17 protein-coding genes are annotated in these 17,690 nt (G+C 56.0%); 10 read left to right on the top strand and 7 right to left on the bottom strand.

Annotated elements, in window-relative coordinates; translation table 11 throughout:
* Positions 1 to 5 precede the first annotated feature (5 nt).
* Genes fliI through AC3WS9_RS01580 form a run of 6 tightly spaced genes read right to left on the bottom strand, consistent with a single transcriptional unit; the run spans position 6 to position 6,177 of the window.
* Complete coding sequence (fliI, locus tag AC3WS9_RS01605; protein WP_285150591.1) at positions 6 to 1,325, bottom strand: flagellar protein export ATPase FliI; 1,320 nt, start codon at positions 1,323 to 1,325, stop codon at positions 6 to 8.
* Positions 1,318 to 2,064, bottom strand: coding sequence for a flagellar assembly protein FliH (gene fliH / locus AC3WS9_RS01600; RefSeq protein ID WP_282494798.1), 747 nt, complete (start codon positions 2,062 to 2,064; stop codon positions 1,318 to 1,320). Before fliH ends, fliI begins: the two co-directional genes overlap by 8 nt.
* A 2-nt stretch (positions 2,065 to 2,066) precedes the next feature.
* Positions 2,067 to 3,101, bottom strand: a complete 1,035-nt coding sequence (locus AC3WS9_RS01595) for a flagellar motor switch protein FliG (protein ID WP_282494799.1) — start codon at positions 3,099 to 3,101, stop codon at positions 2,067 to 2,069.
* Positions 3,070 to 4,743 (bottom strand): flagellar basal-body MS-ring/collar protein FliF, encoded by a 1,674-nt coding sequence (fliF, locus tag AC3WS9_RS01590; RefSeq protein WP_492486323.1) that lies wholly within the window; start codon positions 4,741 to 4,743, stop codon positions 3,070 to 3,072. The genes AC3WS9_RS01595 and fliF overlap by 32 nt, the downstream gene beginning before the upstream one ends.
* A gap of 10 nt (positions 4,744 to 4,753) precedes the next feature.
* On the bottom strand, positions 4,754 to 5,125 hold the full coding sequence (gene fliE / locus AC3WS9_RS01585; RefSeq protein ID WP_285145921.1) for a flagellar hook-basal body complex protein FliE: 372 nt from the start codon (positions 5,123 to 5,125) through the stop codon (positions 4,754 to 4,756).
* A gap of 20 nt (positions 5,126 to 5,145) precedes the next feature.
* Positions 5,146 to 6,177: a sigma-54 interaction domain-containing protein gene (locus AC3WS9_RS01580; RefSeq protein WP_282494802.1), complete on the bottom strand. Its 1,032-nt coding sequence runs from the start codon at positions 6,175 to 6,177 to the stop codon at positions 5,146 to 5,148.
* A 485-nt stretch (positions 6,178 to 6,662) separates the two neighbouring features.
* Between AC3WS9_RS01580 and AC3WS9_RS01575 the strand changes: the two genes are divergently transcribed.
* The 7 genes from AC3WS9_RS01575 to AC3WS9_RS01545 are packed head-to-tail and all read left to right on the top strand — an operon-like array spanning position 6,663 to position 12,957.
* Complete coding sequence (locus AC3WS9_RS01575; RefSeq protein WP_492486320.1) at positions 6,663 to 7,544, top strand: FliM/FliN family flagellar motor switch protein; 882 nt, start codon at positions 6,663 to 6,665, stop codon at positions 7,542 to 7,544.
* Positions 7,537 to 7,938 carry a FliM/FliN family flagellar motor switch protein gene (locus AC3WS9_RS01570; RefSeq protein ID WP_282494804.1) on the top strand — a complete coding sequence of 134 codons (402 nt, stop codon included), beginning with the start codon at positions 7,537 to 7,539 and terminating at the stop codon, positions 7,936 to 7,938. The genes AC3WS9_RS01575 and AC3WS9_RS01570 overlap by 8 nt, the downstream gene beginning before the upstream one ends.
* Entirely contained in the window at positions 7,935 to 8,687 is a 753-nt protein-coding gene (gene fliP, locus AC3WS9_RS01565) for a flagellar type III secretion system pore protein FliP (RefSeq protein ID WP_282494805.1), read from the top strand. The genes AC3WS9_RS01570 and fliP overlap by 4 nt, the downstream gene beginning before the upstream one ends.
* A 2-nt stretch (positions 8,688 to 8,689) precedes the next feature.
* A complete protein-coding gene (gene fliQ, locus AC3WS9_RS01560) occupies positions 8,690 to 8,962 on the top strand; it encodes a flagellar biosynthesis protein FliQ (RefSeq protein WP_282494806.1) in 273 nt (90 codons plus the stop codon).
* Between the two features lie 5 nt (positions 8,963 to 8,967).
* Entirely contained in the window at positions 8,968 to 9,741 is a 774-nt protein-coding gene (gene fliR, locus AC3WS9_RS01555) for a flagellar biosynthetic protein FliR (protein ID WP_492486316.1), read from the top strand.
* A complete protein-coding gene (flhB, locus tag AC3WS9_RS01550) occupies positions 9,738 to 10,874 on the top strand; it encodes a flagellar biosynthesis protein FlhB (RefSeq protein ID WP_390888441.1) in 1,137 nt (378 codons plus the stop codon). The genes fliR and flhB overlap by 4 nt, the downstream gene beginning before the upstream one ends.
* Complete coding sequence (locus tag AC3WS9_RS01545) at positions 10,861 to 12,957, top strand: flagellar biosynthesis protein FlhA (RefSeq protein ID WP_282494809.1); 2,097 nt, start codon at positions 10,861 to 10,863, stop codon at positions 12,955 to 12,957. The genes flhB and AC3WS9_RS01545 overlap by 14 nt, the downstream gene beginning before the upstream one ends.
* 655 nt (positions 12,958 to 13,612) lie before the next feature.
* Here the strand turns inward: AC3WS9_RS01545 and AC3WS9_RS01540 are convergent.
* Positions 13,613 to 14,545, bottom strand: coding sequence for a lysozyme inhibitor LprI family protein (locus AC3WS9_RS01540; protein ID WP_285150594.1), 933 nt, complete (start codon positions 14,543 to 14,545; stop codon positions 13,613 to 13,615).
* A 229-nt stretch (positions 14,546 to 14,774) separates the two neighbouring features.
* Between AC3WS9_RS01540 and AC3WS9_RS01535 the strand changes: the two genes are divergently transcribed.
* From AC3WS9_RS01535 to AC3WS9_RS01525, 3 genes are all read left to right on the top strand, one after another.
* On the top strand, positions 14,775 to 15,026 hold the full coding sequence (locus tag AC3WS9_RS01535) for a hypothetical protein (protein ID WP_282494811.1): 252 nt from the start codon (positions 14,775 to 14,777) through the stop codon (positions 15,024 to 15,026).
* A 497-nt stretch (positions 15,027 to 15,523) separates the two neighbouring features.
* Entirely contained in the window at positions 15,524 to 16,810 is a 1,287-nt protein-coding gene (locus AC3WS9_RS01530; RefSeq protein WP_492486314.1) for a sensor domain-containing diguanylate cyclase, read from the top strand.
* 90 nt (positions 16,811 to 16,900) lie between these two features.
* A complete protein-coding gene (locus AC3WS9_RS01525) occupies positions 16,901 to 17,662 on the top strand; it encodes an EAL domain-containing protein (RefSeq protein WP_492486313.1) in 762 nt (253 codons plus the stop codon).
* Positions 17,663 to 17,690: the final 28 nt, after the last annotated feature.

The following is a 17,690-nucleotide window of genomic DNA, read 5'->3' as shown; positions in this document are numbered from 1 at the left end:
GTCGATTATCCTGCTTTCGCCAGTACGTTGAGATCGGAGATGGTTTTGTCAAGCAGGGCCGCATCCTGCACTTCCTGCTGTAGAAAGCGGGTGATCGCCGGAGCGAGGTTGACCGCTTTATCGGCCATCGGATCGGCACCGGCGACGTAGCCGCCGAGCGGGATCAGCGGCTTGATGCTCTGGTATTCGGCGTACAGCTGTTTTAGGGTCCGCGCCGAAAGCTGGTGCTCGCGCTCCGTCACCTGGCTCATGCAGCGGCTGATAGACTGCCCGATGTCGATGGCCGGATAGTGGCCCGCTTCCGCCAGATGGCGCGACAGGACGATGTGCCCGTCGAGCACCGCACGGGCGCAGTCGACGATCGGGTCCTGCTGGTCATCGCCTTCGGCCAGCACCGTATAAATCGCGGTCATCGAGCCGTGGCTTTCGCTGTTGCCCGCGCTTTCCACCAGTCGCGGGATCATGCCGAACGCCGACGGCGGATAGCCTTTGGTGGCAGGCGGTTCGCCGAGCGAGAGGGCGATTTCACGCTGGGCCATGGCGTAGCGGGTCAGGGAATCCACCAGCAGCAGAACGTCTTTGCCCTTGTCGCGGTAGTAGCTGGCGATGGTGTGGCACAGCTCGGTGGCCTTGATGCGCATCAGCGGCGATTCATCCGCAGGCGCGGCGACAATCACCGATTTACGCCGCCCCTCTTCGCCCAGCGAATGTTCGATAAATTCTTTTACTTCGCGACCGCGCTCGCCGATCAGCCCCACCACCACCACTTCGGCCTGGGTGTAACGGGTGATCATCCCGAGCAGCACGCTTTTGCCGACGCCGCTCCCCGCCATCAGCCCCACGCGCTGGCCTTTGCCGATGGTCAGCAGGCCGTTGATCGCCCGCACGCCGACGTCGAGCGGCGCAGCCACCGGCTGGCGGCGCAGGGGGTGAACCTGCGGGAGTTGCTGCGGGAGCACCGTGTCGCCGGAGAGTTTGCCTTTATCGTCGATAGGTTCCCCGAGGCCGTTGACCACGCGCCCGAGCCACTGATCGCCAATCAACACGCCCTGCTGTTTGTCCATCGGATAGACGCGCGCGCCCGCCATCAGGCCGGACGGCTGTTTGAAGGGCATCAAAAAGGTCACGTCGCGATCGAAACCCACCACCTGGGCTTCGATAAACTCGCCATCCGCGCTTTCAACCTGGCACAGTTGGCCGACGGCGAGACGACACCCGACGCATTCCAGCAAAATCCCCGCCACGCGCACCAGACGTCCGGCCACGCGGGCGAGGTTGATGTTGTCGATGGAGCGCAGGACCTGCGCGAAATCGGTATCACTCATCGCGGGATTCCGGCAGGAGCGTCTCTTTTAGCACGTCCATGCACTGGTCCAGGCGGTGCTGGCAGCCGACGTCCATCTCGGTGGTGTTAGTCACCACGCGGCATTCACCGGGGGCGAGGTCGGGGTCCGCCATCAGCCCCCACTGGGTCACTTTCTCGGGCTCGGCTTCGCTGATGCGGCGATGTTCTTCGCTGTTGAGCATGACGTTGATCTGCTCGGGTTGCTGGGGCAACGCGCTAAGCGCTTCCTCCACCAGGGTCAAAATCTGCGTCGGATGCAGAGTCAGTTCACAGCGGATCACCTGGCGGGTCACTTTCTCCACCAGTTGCAATAGCTCTTCGCGACGGCGCTGTTCGTAGCCCGCCATAAAGGTTTCCATCGACTGAATGATCTCATCCAGGGGATGCGCCGCATCGAGAAACTGCTGGCGCGCCTGGGTTTTGCCTTCGGATCGCCCTTTGCGCACGCCCTCGTCAAAACCGAGGCGCAGCCCTTCCTGATAGCCCTCTTCTTTGCCCTCTTCCAGACCCTGGGCAAAACCGCGGTTCAGGCCGTCCTGAAATCCCTGCTGGAGCTGCTCCTGGATCGCTGCGCCGTCTACTGCCGCGGGGATGTCCTCCGCCACGCTGTGCGCCGGGCGGCGTTTGCGCAGCGGCGGGAATTTATGCAAACGCGGTTTGATTACCGCCTGACGGGTCGGGGTCAGCGCGCTGAGCGGTAAGCTGTGCTTTTTAAACATGGTTACTCCATGGTCTGTTCGGCAAACAGCTGCACCTGAATCTCACCCTCTTCCGCCAGCTGGCGAACGGTGGCCATGATCTCTTTACGCACATGGTCGACGCGGCTGACCGGAACTGGCCCCAGACGCGTAGTGGTGGATTGCAGCAGCGTCACCTGACGCTTCGGCATGACGTTGAAAATGGTCTGGCGCAGGACCGGCTCGGTGCCTTTCAGGGCCACCGCCCACTCTTCGATGGCGATCTCTTCCATCAGGCGCTGCAGCGTGGCTGGCGTCTGGCGGCTGAGGATGAAGAACTCATACATCTCCTCTTCCAGCTCATCGACTACGCCCGCATCACGCTCGCGCAGCTGATCCAGCAGCTGCTGCTGGTTGGACGGAATACGGTTCACGATGTTGGCCGCGTGTTTGATGCCGACCACTTTCGAGCCGTGTTCCGACAGCACCGCCACGCCGCGTTCGATCAGGCGGTCCAGCTCGTCAATCACGTCGCGATTGACGTCGTCGAGGCGCGCGATGCGCCAGACGATTTCATCCTGGCGCTCCTGCGACAGCGCGCTGAGCACGCTGGCCGCCACGTCCGGCGGCAGGAAGGCGAGAAACACCGCCTGGAGCTGCAGGTGCTCCTGCTCGATCAGCGCCGCCAGCTGCGGGACATCGACCCACTGCAGGCGCGCCATACGGTGGCGGATCTCATCCCCGTAGATGCCGTTGATCACGCTGCTGGCGATTTCGCCGCCGAGCGCTTTCTCCAGAATGCTGCGCAGATAGCTACGCGACGCACCGTTGATCCCGCTCTGCTCGCGGTAATCGTCAAAGAAGTTGTTCATCGCATAGCGCGCGTGGTCGACCTTCACGCCGTGCAGACGGGCCATCGTATCGCTAAGCAGGATCACCTCATCGCGGTTCATCTTCTGCATCAGCTTTGCGGCGGCCTCTTCGCCCACGCTGAGCAACAGAATGGCGGCCTGCTCGAGGCGGCTGCGTCCACTTTTGACGCTGCTTTTACTGCTCTTGTTTATTAGCTGTTCGCTCATTGCTGTTGATCCATTGTTTCAGTACTTCAGCCATACGTTCGGTTTCGTTTTCCGCCAGCATCTGCAGGTATTCCACCTTGGTTTCAAGGCCAGAGCTGAGTGGCGGCAATTCGCTATCCTGATTAAACGCAGGTCCTGGTAAGCCGGTCAGGCCGTTTTCGGTAGTGACCAGATCTTTTTCCGGTGCGTCGTCGTGCGTTTTCGCTTCGATGGCCTCAGCCTCAAGCGGTTCGCGGCGACCCAGGCGCTGCGCCAGCGGACGCACGCCGAACAGCAGGGTGAGCAGGGCCAGAAGACCGATGCCGCCCGTTTGTCCCCAGTATTGAATGGACGGGTCTTGCCACCATTTCAGGACCGGCAGGCCGTCGACCGTCATATCGACGAAGGTCAGGCGGTCTAGCGTCAGGGAGTCACCGCGATCTTTTTCAATACCGGCGGCGTCTTCCACCAGGCGCGTCAGGGTGGCGAGCTGCTCTGGCGTCATGGAGGCCAGCGACGGTGCCGCCTGGTTCAGGGCCACCGCCACGCGTAACTTCTCGAGCTTGTAGCCAGGATGACGGATATGGCGGATATCGCGATCGAAGGCGAACTTGCGCTGCTCCTGGGTGCGGTTGGTGAGCGAGCGCGGATCGCTGGTCTGGGTTTGGGTGGTTTGCTGCTGCGCGGCAGGCGGCGTGGCGGCGGCCGGTGGCGTCACCGGGCGGTTGCTCAGTGAACCTGGAATCCCCATCGCCAGCTCGTTGGTGGTGTTTTCGCGAGAGATGTTCTCGTCGCTCACCAGCGGCTCTTTCCCGAGGCGCTCCTGCGTCTCTTCCACGCTGCTCATGTCCACGGACGGCGTGACGCTAATGCGGTAGTTTTCGCTGCCAAACAACGGCGTCAGCAGCCCGGCGATGTTGCTGGTGGTTTCGTGTTTGATTCGCTCGATGACATCGCGCCCCTGGCGGATGCTGGCCATATTGGTGGTGCCCTGCTGGCCGTTTTCCGACAGCAGATTCCCCGCCTGATCGACCACGCGCACGCTGTTGGCCTGCAGGCCGGGCACGCTTCCGGCGACCAGCTGGACGATGGCGGCAACCTGCTGCTCATCCAGATGTTTGCCGTAGCGCAGTTGCAGCATCACCGAGGCGCTGCTCTGCGGTTTATTGGTCATGACAAACGAGCTGGATTCGCTCAGGCCGAGATGCACGCGGGCGCTTTCGACCGGGTCGAGGGCCATAATGCTGCGCGCCAGTTCACCTTCGAGGCTGCGCTTGTAGCGGACGTTCTGGATAAACTGGCTGCTGCCGAGCATCTCCTCTTTGTCCATCAGCTCATAGCCGTCCGGCGTCACCGCCGTAATGCCTTTCGCCGCCAGCGCCATACGCGCGCGCGGGAGTTTGTTCTCCGGGATCAAAATCTGGCCGTTGTCGGGGTTGATGCGATAGGCAATCGCCTCGGCGCCCAGCACTTCCACCACCTGCGCCACAGGAATATTTTCCTGGCTGCCGTACAGGGCAACATAGCCCTGATTGCTGCGCCACAGGGAGAAGACGATCGCCCCCACCAGCAGCACACCGCCTGCGGTGATCAGCCACTGGGGTTTCAGCCGCCCGGCAGGGAACGGGATAGAGGAGAATTTTTCTTTTAACTTATTCAGCACGGAGGAGACCTTAGAGCGGAGTATTCATCACTTCGTCGAGCGCAGTGGTGAGTTTGTTGCGAACCTGCATCATGGCGGAGAAGGCCACGCTCGCCTTCTGCGATTCGATCATCGCACCAGCCAGATCGTCGCTCTGTCCCATTTCAATCGCTTTTTGCTTCGCCCCAGCGGAGTGCTGCACCGCATCGACGTTATCAATGGCGTTGTTGAGCACCTGTGAGAAGGAGAGATTGCCTGCGCCCGCCACTTCCGGGAACGACGCGCCGGGGGCGATCATCTGCCCCTGATTCACGCCAGACGCGGCCATCGCGGCGGTGTTGTGCATTTTGCTAAGCATTGCCTGTTGGCTTGCCTGGAGTCCGATAGCGGAAATTTTGTCCATGGGTGATGTCTCTTCTGCCGTTACGAGTAGCAACCGGCATCAATGCCTTCTTCGCGCATCGACGCCAGGCGATAGCGCAGCGCGCGCGGGGTGATTCCCAAAAAAGCCGCCGTTTTGGATTTGTTGCCGTTGTGGCGTTTCAGCAGTTCGAGGATGTACTGGAACTCCGCCATCCGGCCGTGGAGTTTGACGTTGCTCATCGCGCTGGCCGCGCTCTGCTGCTCGCGGTAGGCGGGCATGACGTCGAGGTCGGGCATGTCGACCGTAGGGATCATCACCGGCAGGCCGAAATCGACCGCGGTGATCTCTTCGCCGTTGCTCAGAATCATGCCGCGCTGAATGACGTTCTCCAGCTCGCGGACGTTGCCCGGCCATTCGTAGGCCAGCAGCGCGTGGCGCGCTTCGTCGCTCAGGCGAATATTGCCTTTGTGGAAAGCTTTATATTTAGCAATAAAACGCAGGGCCAGAGGAATAATGTCCTGACGACGTTCGCGCAGCGGGGTGATATGAATCGGTACCACCGAAATACGGTAAAACAGATCCTGACGAAAACGCCCTTCGGCAATTTCCTGCTGTAAATCTTTATTGGTGGAAGCGACCAGACGAATATCCAGCGGAATACGTTTGTGGCTGCCCAGACGCTCAACTTCTTGCTCCTGTAAGACGCGTAATAATTTCGCCTGCAGGGCTAAGGGCATATCGCCGATTTCATCGAGCAATAAGGTTCCGCCGTTGGCCTGTTCAAATTTTCCGGCCACGCCGGTGACCGCGCCGGTAAAGGCACCTTTTTCGTAGCCGAATAAAATCGCTTCGAGCATGCTTTCCGGAATCGCCGCACAGTTCACACCAACATAAGGCGCATCTGCACCTAATGCATTCTCATGAATATAGCGGGAGATACACTCTTTACCTGTTCCGGTCTCGCCAGTAATAAGTACCGATACATTATATTTAGCCACGCGACGCGCTAATGAAAATACATTGACGCTTTCTGGCGCGCTGGCAACAAATCCATTTTCATTACGGGCTTCATGTTCAATAACAATACTCATAACAACTCACCAACAATTTAATCAATTCATTAACCTGAAACTGCTGCACAGATATTCCGCCACGCGGCGTGGATATTTATAAATGCATAAGTTCGATATGGGTTACGAAAGTCACCGGATACATGAGAGCATCGGAATTTATGACTGAATCGCATTATAACGACGGGGGGTGAGAAGTCTTGTTTTTAATGGGTATTAAAATATTAATCTATGAATATCATACAGTTACAAAAGTTATTAATCTTAATCTGCGCCTGCTAAATAAGGAATTAATAACCCCGACAATCTTGTGCCGATCGCCTAAAAAGAGTCTAATTCTTGTCCCTAATAAAACAGTGCGCGTCTGGATTTATCGCTGGCGGGTTTTTCCTCCTGATAACGTATAGCGACACGGTTTTAATAAACTTAAATTTTTTTAGATACGATTTGCGTTTTTGTTTAATTGATAAACCTGAACGTGCATCACTCTTTTATGCGGAAGAACTATGCAAGCAGCTCCTCAGCGAATCAGAATCTACCAACGTCAGGCGATTCCCGACATGGTGAAGCTCGATGTGAGCAAGCTTGGTCGCCCCTGGCATAAATTACCTAAGTTGATGAATGACAGCTTCGATATCTTTGATTCGCGACTGAGCATCTATTTTCTTAAAAAACTGCGGGTGAATGTCGCGCTGGAGTCGATGACTTTTGCTATCGACCAGACGCATAAAAATACGCAGCTCTTTTCCACGCCGTTGGGTTCAATTGCCTTTAGCATTGAGCGCTCATTATTACTGCATATTCTTCACGACTATTATGGTCTGGGAAAAGAGAGCGGCAATATTTTGCCGGACACCAGCCAGCCGGTGACGAAAACAGAAGATCGCCTGAAAACCAAAATTGGGCTCGATCTCACGCGTCTGCTGATTGATAAAGAGACTTTCGGTCAGGACCTGGAAATAAAGAGCGACAACACCACCATTATTAATCAATGGGCGTGGTGCGTGACCTTTAGTCTCGAAGGTTATGAGCACGGCAGCTTTACCCTGTTATTTGATAACCAGCATGTCGATCACATGCTGATGACCATACGCGACCCGTCAACGGACAGCGCCGCAGGCAAGAAAGCCACGCCGGACCGTTCGCAGATCGAGCGCCTGTTTTACAGCCTGCCGCTCAAACTCAGCGGCAAGGTCGCCAGCCTGAATTTGACCGTCGCCCAGCTCGCCAAAATTAAGCCGGGCGACATTATCCCTATGAGCATCAACGATCCCGTTCCTGTGTATATCGGGAAAGAGCAGATTTTTGACGCCAACATTGCCGAAGACCACAGCAAGTTATTCCTGTGTGGATTTAACGACAGAACCATCGAGAAGCCTTATGAGTGATCTGCAACAAGAATTGAGCCAGTCCCTGGATTTCAGCGATCTCAACCTCGGCGACATGCCGCGCGAAGAGACCGTTGAGGGCAATATCCGCCTCGATATTCAGGAAGAGCCTGCGAGCGTGAACGACATCGACGACCTGCGCAAAATGGCGCTCTTTAGCCGCATTCCCGTCACCCTGACGCTGGAAGTGGCGTCGGTGGAGATTTCACTGGCAGAGCTGATGACCGTCAACCACGATTCGGTGATTGAGCTGGACAAAATGGCCGGTGAAGCGCTGGACATCAAAGTGAACGGCATTCTGTTTGGCAAAGCCGAAGCGGTGGTGTTGAACGACAAATACGGCCTGCGCATTCTGGAATTCAACAGCAAAGAACTGGGTGAACTGACGCGATGAAACCGCTGCTTCGCGCCGTGGCACCCGCGCTGCTGATTGCCGGGCTGCTCTTCTCGCCGCAGCTGTTTGCGGCCAACGGCGATATCACCCTTTTTAGTTCGGCCACCACCGACGGCGGCCAGGATTACAACGTCAAAATTGAAATCCTGATCATGATGACCCTTCTGGGTCTGCTGCCGGTGATGCTGCTGATGATGACCTGCTTTACGCGCTTTATCATCGTGCTGGCGATCCTGCGCCAGGCGCTCGGGTTGCAGCAAAGCCCGCCGAATAAAATCCTCACCGGCATCGCGCTGGCCCTGACGCTGCTGGTGATGCGCCCGGTCTGGACCACGATTTACGACGAGGCCATCGTGCCGTTTCAGAATGATGAAATCACCATGAAACAGGCGCTCGGCAAAGCGGAAACACCGCTCAAGCACTACATGCTGGCGCAGACCAGCAATAAAGCGATGGCGCAGATGATGGACATCGCCAAAGTCACGGGCGATCCGCGCGAGCAGGATCTGACGGTGGTCACCCCCGCGTACCTGTTAAGCGAGCTGAAAACCGCCTTCCAGATTGGCTTTATGATCTACATCCCGTTCCTCGTCATCGACCTGATTGTTGCCAGTATTCTGATGGCGATGGGGATGATGATGCTGTCACCGCTGATTGTCTCGCTGCCGTTTAAGCTGATGCTGTTTGTACTCTGCGACGGCTGGACGCTGATCGTCGGGACGCTCACCTCCAGCGTGCAAGGGATATAGCCATGGTGACGATGGATATTGCCGGTGACATCATGGCGAGCGGCATCAAACTGGTGCTGATTATCTCGGCGGTGGCCATTATTCCGAGCCTGATCGTCGGCCTGTGCGTCAGTATTTTCCAGGCGACCACGCAAATTAACGAACAGACCCTGAGCTTTCTGCCGCGTCTGCTGGTGACGCTGGCGGTGTTGATCGTGGGCGGCAAATGGATGCTGACCCAGCTGGTCGATTTTACCGTCAACATCTTTCACCAGGCGGCGGCGCTGGTAGGCTGACGGCCATGGGCATTGATATCCACACCCTGATTAACCCGCTGATGGCGCTGGTTCTGCCGTTTGTGCGCATCCTGGCGTTCATCCACTTCTGCCCGGTGCTGGATAACCGCGCCTTTAGTAAACGCATCAAAGCGGCCCTCACGCTGGCACTGTCGGTGATCATCACCCCGATGCTGCCGGAAAAAGTGCTGCTCACCGGGCTGCTGTCGGTGCGCACCATTTTGCTCATTGGCGAGCAGATGCTGTGGGGCATGCTGTTTGGCATGGCGATGCATCTGGTGTTTGTCGCCCTCCAGACCGCCGGACATATTCTGTCGATGAATATGGGCCTCGGGATGGCGATGATGAACGATCCGGTCAACGGCAGTTCGACCACCGTGATTTCGCAGATTATTTACACCTTCTGCGGCCTGCTGTTTTTCATTATGGACGGGCATCTGCTGGTGGTGACGATCCTGTTTAAAGGTTTTGTCTGGTGGCCCATCGGCCAGGCGATTAATAAGCCGACATTATTATTAATCGTCCAGAGTTTGGGCTGGATCATGTCCGCAGCGACCTTAATCGCCATTCCCACCACCTTCGTGATGCTGATTGTGCAGGGCGGGTTTGGCCTGCTGAACCGTATTTCCCCCACCCTGAACCTGTTCTCGCTGGGCTTTCCTATCAGCATGCTGTTTGGCCTGCTCTGTATTTCGATGATGATGACCAATATTCCCGACCACTATCTCAACCTGACCAATGAAATTCTGGCCAGGCTCGAAGCCGTAAGGAGCCACTGATGGCCCAGGGCGGAGATAAGAGCGAAAAACCCACACCCCAGAAACTGCGCAAAGCGCGGGAAAAGGGCGATCTGCCGCGCTCGAAAGATCTGACCATGGCGGTGGGGCTGCTGACTTCGTTTATTACCCTGAGCAGCTTTTTTCCCTATTACCAGCAGCTGATTAGCGAGTCCTTTACCTCGGTCGGCATGATGGCCGGGCGGCTGGATGACAGCGGCGCGCTGAGCCAGTTTCTGATGCTCAACGTCTCGGTGATCCTGCGCTTTATCGCCACCCTCGCGCCGATTCCGCTGGCCTGTATCGTGGCGAGTCTGATCCCCGGCGGCTGGATTTTCACGATGTCGAAGCTGAAGCCGGACTTTAAAAAAATCAGCCCCATCAGCGGCATCAAGCGCATGTTCGCCGCCAGCCATTTCGTTGAAGTCGGCAAGATGATGCTCAAGTGCGGGGTGATTCTGGCGGTGCTGTACTCGATGGTGCACAGCTCGCTGAACCCGCTGCTGCATCTGCAGAAGCTCAACCTCAACCAGGCGATCCACGCCGGTTTCGGCATTTTTCACCATGTGCTGATCTACTTTATTTCAGTGATTGTGATTTTTGCCCTGCTCGACGTGCCGCTGACCAAATTCATGTTCACCAAAAAGATGCGCATGACCAAGCAAGAGGTGAAAGAAGAGTACAAGAATAACGACGGCAACCCGCAGATCAAAGGGCGCATCCGCCAGCTCCAGCGCCAGATGGCGATGGGCCAGATCAACCGCACCGTGCCGGAAGCGGACGTGATCATCACCAACCCGACCCACTTCGCGGTGGCGCTGAAATACGATCCTAACAAAGCCGAAGCGCCTTACATCGTGGCGAAAGGCGTTGATGATATCGCGCTCTACATCCGCGAAGTGGCGAGCCAGCATCAGATTGAAGTGGTGGAGTTTCCGCCGCTGGCGCGCGCGGTGTACCACTCCACGCGCGTGAACCAGCAGATCCCGGCCCAGCTTTTTCGCGCCATTGCGCACGTGCTGACCTACGTCATGCAGCTCAAATCCTGGCGCACCGGCCAGCTTGAGGCCAAACCGAGCCTGAACAGGCAGATCAACATTCCAAAAGAGGTATTAAAAACCCATGGCGAACAGTAAGTCGCAGCAGATGCTTGCCATTCTCCGTCAGGGCCGCATCGGCGTGCCGATATTGCTGCTCAGCGTGCTGGCGATGGTGATGCTGCCGTTGTCCCCGCTGATGCTGGATATTTTGTTCACCTTCAACATCGTGCTGGCCGTGACGGTCCTGCTGGTGGCGGTGAACATGCAGCGCCCGCTCGATTTTGCGGTGTTCCCGACGCTCCTGCTGATCACCACCCTGATGCGACTGACCCTGAACGTCGCCTCCACGCGCGTGGTGTTGCTCCACGGTCACGAGGGGGAAGGCGCCGCCGGTAAGGTCATCGAAGCGTTTGGACAGGTGGTGATCGGCGGCGATTTCGTCGTCGGTTTCGTGGTCTTCATCATCCTGATGATCATCAACTTTGTGGTGGTCACCAAAGGGGCCGAGCGTATTTCCGAAGTCTCGGCGCGCTTTACCCTCGACGCCCTGCCCGGCAAACAGATGGCGATCGACGCCGACCTGAATGCGGGGCTGATTAATCAGAAACAGGCGCGCGACCGGCGTAAAGAGGTGTCGAAAGAGGCCGACTTCTACGGCGCGATGGACGGGGCATCGAAGTTTGTCCGCGGGGATGCCATCGCCGGGATCATGGTGCTGGTGATTAACGTCATCGGCGGGATCTGTATCGGTATCTTCAAATACGATCTCGATGCCAGCCACGCCTTCCAGCAGTACGTCCTGCTGACCATCGGTGACGGCCTGGCAGCGCAGATCCCTTCCCTGCTGCTGGCGACCGCCGCGGCGATTATCGTGACGCGCGTGAGCGACGGCGATGACGTCAGCGACGAGATCAAAACTCAGCTGCTCGCCAAACCGCATGTGCTCTACACCGCCGCGTTCGTCATGTTTATTCTGGCGATTGTTCCGGGGATGCCGCACATCGCGTTTCTGTGCTTCACGGGTTTACTGCTGTTTGCCGCCTGGCGGCAGAGCAAAGTGGTAAAACCCGCCGAGGAAGAGACCGATTACGAGGCGATCACCGACGCGCTGGGCCAGGACGCCGCGCCCGCGATTAACTGGGAAAGTATTCCGCTGGTGGAGCCGATTGGCCTGAATCTGGGGTACAAGCTGGTGACGCTGATTGACTCCGCCAAGGGCAGCCCGCTGTCGCAGCGTATTCGCGGGGTGCGCCAGGTGGTGTCCGAGCAGTGCGGCGTGCTGCTCCCGGAGATTCGCATCCGCGAAAACTTCCGCCTGAAGCCCGCGCAATACGCGATTTATATCAACGGCATCCGCACGGCGCTGGCGGAAGTGTATGCCGAAAAACTGATGGCGATTCCGGGGTCTGAACTGTACGGCGAGATCGACGGCGTGCTGGATACGGATCCGGCGTATGGGATGGCGATCGTCTGGATCGATCCGGAGCAGAAAGCCAAAGCGCTGAACCTGGGTTATCAGGTAGTGGACTGCGCCAGCGTGGTGGCGACGCACGTCAACAAAGTGGCGCGCGAGCATCTGCCGGAGCTGTTTAACTACGACGATATTACTCACCTGCACTCCCGCCTGGCGCAACAGGCACCGAAGCTGGCCGAGGATCTGTCGAATGCCCTCAACTTTAGCCTGCTGCTGCGAATTTACCGCCAGCTGCTGCTGGAGCAGGTGTCGCTGAAAGATATCGTGACCATCGCCTCGACGCTACTGGAGAGTTCGGCGGTGACCAAAGACCCGATCCTGCTGACCTCCGACGTGCGTTATGCCCTGCGTCGCGCGATTATTCACAACATCAATGGCGATCGGCAGAAGCTGTCGGCCTACACGATTGATAACGCGCTGGAGAATATGCTGCTGGGGGCGCTGAATCAGTCGCAGCAGGGCGGAAAAGTGGCGCTGGATAGCTTCCCGGTGGACCCGAACATTCTGACGCAATTGCAGAACACGATGCCGATCATTCAGGAGCAGATGAAAGCCAAAGGGATGCCGCCGCTGCTGCTGGTGACGCCGCAGCTGCGACCGTTGATTTCACGTTATGGGCGTTTGTTTGCCAGCAATTTGAATGTGTTGTCGTATAATGAGGTGCCGGATGATAGTGATTTGACGATTGTGGGGACGTTGTCGTGAGATCATGTTTGGCAATCATGCCGGTTAATCCTTTTGTGAGCTTAGTGGAATTGTTCCGTTCACCTCATGTTCAGCAGAATATAATCACTTCATAACCTGTGAACGTGACAAGGGGGCTGCGCGGCCCCCTTGTCAATCCCCGCGCCCCGCCATGAAATCGGTGCTTCGCACTACGCTCACCTCCCGGCCATCTGCCTGCGGTCGGCTCGACTCGACATCCTGTCTCGTTTCGCCTCTGGCCGCCATCCATGGCGTCCAGCCCTTGTCATCTGGCCTCCGGTTCGCCGATTTCTGCGGGGACCCACACCGGTGCCACATTCAGACGGCTAAGAAGGTTGAGGGATCGTGAGTCCGGCTGAAAATCGCCGAAGCGTTTCCTGGAGGCCGGGTCGAGGCGCAGGGAAGCGCCGAGAGGGTGCGACCTGCATGGATGCAGGATCGCGCCCGACCCGATAGCCGTAAGGAATAAGCTGAGGGCACCGCGAAGCGGCGATTTTCTTTGCCGGGAGCCGGGGTTGCCAGGGTGGTGGCGATTGAGCCACCCTGGCACGTTCACCGCAGAGTGATAGACCGGAAGCAGAGGAACGAAAGTGAACGGAACAATTCCACCGTTCCCATAAAGGGCTTAGCCAATTGGGCGAACCAGCCGCTCACCTTACTCATCCAAAAACCGCAACTTCCACCCCGCCAGCGTGCGGGGCATTTTGCGCTGATCGCTGCCGTCGGTACTGTAATAGCTAAACATCAACCCACCCTCTTTGGCGGGTGAAATCCGCCCGGCCCAGATCTCCCCTTTCGGCGTGTACATCACGATGGCCGTGCGTTTGTTAGCGGAGCCCTGCACCCACATGGAGATCACGCGGGCCCCGATGTTGTCGATATCATCCTGATAAATATAAACGTTCGCGCTGTTCACGAAGTTCTGGTAATCGTCGCCCACCAGCGCACGGAATTTGTCGTCGAGGGCCGCATCCGGAAAAATGCCCAGCGTCAGCAGCGTCGCTTTTGGTCGCGGATCGCTTTCCGCCATTTGGTACGCGCCGTCGAGGAACACCCCGGCGGGCATCGACATGCGACAGCCCCAGTCCGAGTTGCTGTAGACCTGCAGTGAACCGTCGTTTTTGGGGATCAGCAGCAGTTTGCAGTTGGTGGTGTCCACCACCCGCTCCACCACCAGCATCCCGTAGAGTTTGCGCGCCTCGGCGGTGAACTCATCTTTGTTCAGACCCGCCCACGCGCGAATATCCAGAGTCTCGCTCCACTGGGCGCTACGGCTAAACTGAATCACCCCGCCGCTCATATTGGGCGCCAGCATGTTCCACCATTTTCCTTCCCACTTGAAATCGCGATTGGTATCGGAAAGTGCGCTGATCCCCGCGTAGTACGCGCGTTCAATGCAGGTATCGGTGGTGCATTTTTCCAGCAGCTTTTCCCAGTCGCGATACTCTTTGTCGTTTCCTGCCACCCCTTCCTGGTGAACCGCCTGCTGATAAACCACGGACAAGGTGCTGTCGAGCCAGTGCAGGTTGTCGTTATTACAGATGGTATTTTCCAGCGGCGTTACGGCTCGCTGGCAGTTCACTGCCATGGCGCTACCGCTCAGTAAGAAGGTGAGGCAAAACAGAAAACGGCAAACGCGAGGGATCATATTTGTTCAACTTTCATCCAATAATAGGGCTATTGTGGCGAATGGATCTGAGCTTTGCAATATAAACCCATTCACGATAACTATATGAATAGATAATGAAAATGAAGTGTTAAGTTCTGTTTGTTTTTTGTCGCATTAAAAGAGGGGATGTATAAATTATGGACGCTTAATGATGAAAATTGATAGTAGCAATCTCACCATGGCTACAGTTTCAGCCTACAGTTCACAAACAAACTCTTCGCGCAGCCCATTAGGTATAAAACGTTCTAGCGGAAATGCCTGTCCGCAAAGCGGCTATTGGCAAATTGATAATCCGGCGGTCACCAACGTGGTGAATGTGAAAAAGGGTGACACCATGCCCTGGCAGAATGGTTATCCGGTTAACTGGAAGCTGATTGAATATGATCTGAAGAACGAATAATCTCGCTATTATTATTTTGCACGGGAAATTTTATTTCCGCCTTTCGGGTAATATTATTTCCCATTACTCCCTATTTCTTCCTCCAAACCATAGCCCGTAATTATATTTCTACCTCATTATAGTGATTGTTTTTATCGATCGATAACAGATATTCGATCGACTTTGACAATTAAAAATGGTGCAGGTACGATCCTCTGAGTACCCTCTAATAATGTTAATTTATTGTTTATTACGATAAATTTTTGTGTGCGTCCCATGTCAGCTAATTTGGTCAAAACCTGGAGCCATCAGTGATCACGAGCTTGAATTTCCGAAAGCCGCTGAATATCTGTTTTTCAGCCCTGTCTATTACTCTGGTTATCGTTTGTTTCCTGATCACACTGGCACAATGGGCTGATATTAAAGAATCCTGTAAAAGACAAAATCGGCTTTATATCAATAACGTCACGCTGTTTTTTAATAAATACCTCAGCGGCTATGAAGATATTGTGCGCGAAATGGCGCGTACCGCTGCGGATCAGCATAAATTCAGTACATCAGAACATGACGATTTAGCGCTGAGGAACTGGCTGATCGAACGTCTGCGTATCATGCCGGATGCCGTTTCAATCATTCATGCCAATAATGATGGTCACTACACTCGCCTGCCCTATATCGAGAGTAAAGAGACCTGGGATCCGCGCAAAGAGCCGTGGTTCAGCATCGCCGTTGAGGACACCGACACTGCCCATTACAGCGTGACCAACGATATTTTCACCCACAAAGAGCGCGTACTGACGATTTCACTCCCTGTCATCGACGGCGTCGACGGCTCGAACGACGGCGTACTGGCACTCAATCTCGACGCCGAAAAAAGCGAAGCGATCCTCAATGCCACTTACCCGCCGATGAAAAGCCGAACCTTTGTGATGACCAAAGAGGGCCAGATGGTCATAAGCCCCGGTTATAACATTGCGGACAGCACCCTCCAGGCCATCGCCCGCAACGCGAATGCCTTTCGCGGCGAATTCTTTCTGAATGGGTATTACTATTTTTATCGCACCATCGGGCCGCAGGAGTGGTTTGTTGTCCAGGAAGTTGCCGAAAGCGAGATGAAACAGCTGGTACGCCACGGCAGCATCAAGGTCCTCTATGGAATGGTGCTCACCCAGGTCATTCTTTTATTTTGCTGGTGGGTGCTGCGCGCGGCGCTGAATACCATCTACATGCGCATCACCAATGGCATCAGAAATGGCACGATCAAGCAGACCGCCGTTGAGGAGCTGCTGTTTGAGGAGATCCACAGCGCTCAGCAGCGGCAGGAAAAGATCGCCCAGGATGCTCTGACGGACGGGCTGACGGGTCTGGCAAATCGCCGCGCGTTTGATAACGATGCAGAACGCTATAACGGCCTGGCCAATACCCATATCGCCATGATTGACGTCGATAATTTCAAGAAAATCAACGATACCTGGGGCCATACGGTCGGAGATGTGGTGCTGAAAACCCTCGCTGAGCTGGGGTTACGCTTGCGGGGTCTGGAAAATATCACGCTCTATCGCTACGGCGGCGAGGAGATCGCCGTGCTGTTCCGCGATGTTTCGGTGGAAAAGGCGCAAAGTTATCTCGAAAAGTGGCGAATTTCAGTGCACACGCGGAGTTTTCGCGAAGCCGATCTGCGGGTTTCTTTCAGCGCCGGGCTGTGCAAAATGGGCGGGGCGTCGCTGTCTGACGTGGTCGCTCAGGCCGATCAGCTGCTGTATCAGGCGAAAAAAACCGGTAAAAACAAAATCCTCGCAGGCTAAGGCCAGACCGCTCCCATCTTGCCTCACCCGTTTAAGTCTGACGCTCTTTGTGTCGTTTTAAACGGGTAACGTTATGGCTATGAGGCTGGCATGGAAAAAAGTACACATTTTGTCGTCCAGTGTGTCGAAAAAAACAGGCTCGATGCTGGCATCGATTTTGTCATTCAACCTATTTTCGATCTCTCGCGCTTCGTCTGCATTGGCGGCGAAGTGCTGGTGCGCGGCACCCATCGCCGCAATATCGTGCCGCCGAATCTCTTTATCAGCCAACTGGAAGAGACGGGCGGAATATTGCCGATGGGCGACTACGTCATGGCGCAGGCGTTTAAATTTATCGCCCGCCAACCGCAGGCACTGCGTGAATATCAGCTGTTTACTCTCAATATTTCGCAGGTGCAGCTGAACGACGTCGGTTTCGCGGCGCGCGCCATTCACCTGATGCAACAAAATCACCTCTCGCCACGACATTTCATTTTCGAAATTACCGACAGCGTTGATTGCCCTGACGATGCGGTCAGGCAAAATCTTGCGCAGCTCAGTGAGGCCGGAATTCATCTTGCCTGGGATGGGATTGATGGCCTGAATACGCTAAAAGCCCGGCTCGCCGTCTGGTCGACGGACTATATTAAGCTCGACAGAAGTTGCCTGGCGGCGGCGAATATCGATCACACGTTTTTGCTGCTGGATTACATCAATGAGCTCGATATCGACGTGATTATCGAAGGCGTTGAAAACTATACCCATGTCTCCACCATGCTGCGCCACGGGGTGAAATATGGACAAGGTTTTCTCTTCTCTCGCCCTCTCAGCAAAGAGCATTTCCACCAGGAATATATGCAGCCCGAGCATTAACAGACTGCCTCGCCCTGCCACGCGTATA

It is taken from the genome of Lelliottia sp. EB106-05-01-XG201 (genome assembly GCF_058791735.1).
This window is presented reverse-complemented; position numbering and strand designations above follow the sequence as displayed.

What these genes read in the sequence shown, in the direction of transcription:
- fliI (WP_285150591.1), bottom strand. Translation starts at nt 1,325, where the DNA reads ATGAGTGATACCGATTTCGCGCAGGTCCTGCGCTCCATCGACAACATC.
- fliH (WP_282494798.1), bottom strand. Translation starts at nt 2,064, where the DNA reads ATGTTTAAAAAGCACAGCTTACCGCTCAGCGCGCTGACCCCGACCCGT.
- AC3WS9_RS01595 (WP_282494799.1), bottom strand. Translation starts at nt 3,101, where the DNA reads ATGAGCGAACAGCTAATAAACAAGAGCAGTAAAAGCAGCGTCAAAAGT.
- fliE (WP_285145921.1), bottom strand. Translation starts at nt 5,125, where the DNA reads ATGGACAAAATTTCCGCTATCGGACTCCAGGCAAGCCAACAGGCAATG.
- AC3WS9_RS01580 (WP_282494802.1), bottom strand. Translation starts at nt 6,177, where the DNA reads ATGAGTATTGTTATTGAACATGAAGCCCGTAATGAAAATGGATTTGTT.
- AC3WS9_RS01575 (WP_492486320.1), top strand. Translation starts at nt 6,663, where the DNA reads ATGCAAGCAGCTCCTCAGCGAATCAGAATCTACCAACGTCAGGCGATT.
- AC3WS9_RS01570 (WP_282494804.1), top strand. Translation starts at nt 7,537, where the DNA reads ATGAGTGATCTGCAACAAGAATTGAGCCAGTCCCTGGATTTCAGCGAT.
- fliP (WP_282494805.1), top strand. Translation starts at nt 7,935, where the DNA reads ATGAAACCGCTGCTTCGCGCCGTGGCACCCGCGCTGCTGATTGCCGGG.
- fliQ (WP_282494806.1), top strand. Translation starts at nt 8,690, where the DNA reads ATGGTGACGATGGATATTGCCGGTGACATCATGGCGAGCGGCATCAAA.
- fliR (WP_492486316.1), top strand. Translation starts at nt 8,968, where the DNA reads ATGGGCATTGATATCCACACCCTGATTAACCCGCTGATGGCGCTGGTT.
- AC3WS9_RS01545 (WP_282494809.1), top strand. Translation starts at nt 10,861, where the DNA reads ATGGCGAACAGTAAGTCGCAGCAGATGCTTGCCATTCTCCGTCAGGGC.
- AC3WS9_RS01540 (WP_285150594.1), bottom strand. Translation starts at nt 14,545, where the DNA reads ATGGCAGTGAACTGCCAGCGAGCCGTAACGCCGCTGGAAAATACCATC.
- AC3WS9_RS01535 (WP_282494811.1), top strand. Translation starts at nt 14,775, where the DNA reads ATGATGAAAATTGATAGTAGCAATCTCACCATGGCTACAGTTTCAGCC.
- AC3WS9_RS01530 (WP_492486314.1), top strand. Translation starts at nt 15,524, where the DNA reads ATGGCGCGTACCGCTGCGGATCAGCATAAATTCAGTACATCAGAACAT.
- AC3WS9_RS01525 (WP_492486313.1), top strand. Translation starts at nt 16,901, where the DNA reads ATGGAAAAAAGTACACATTTTGTCGTCCAGTGTGTCGAAAAAAACAGG.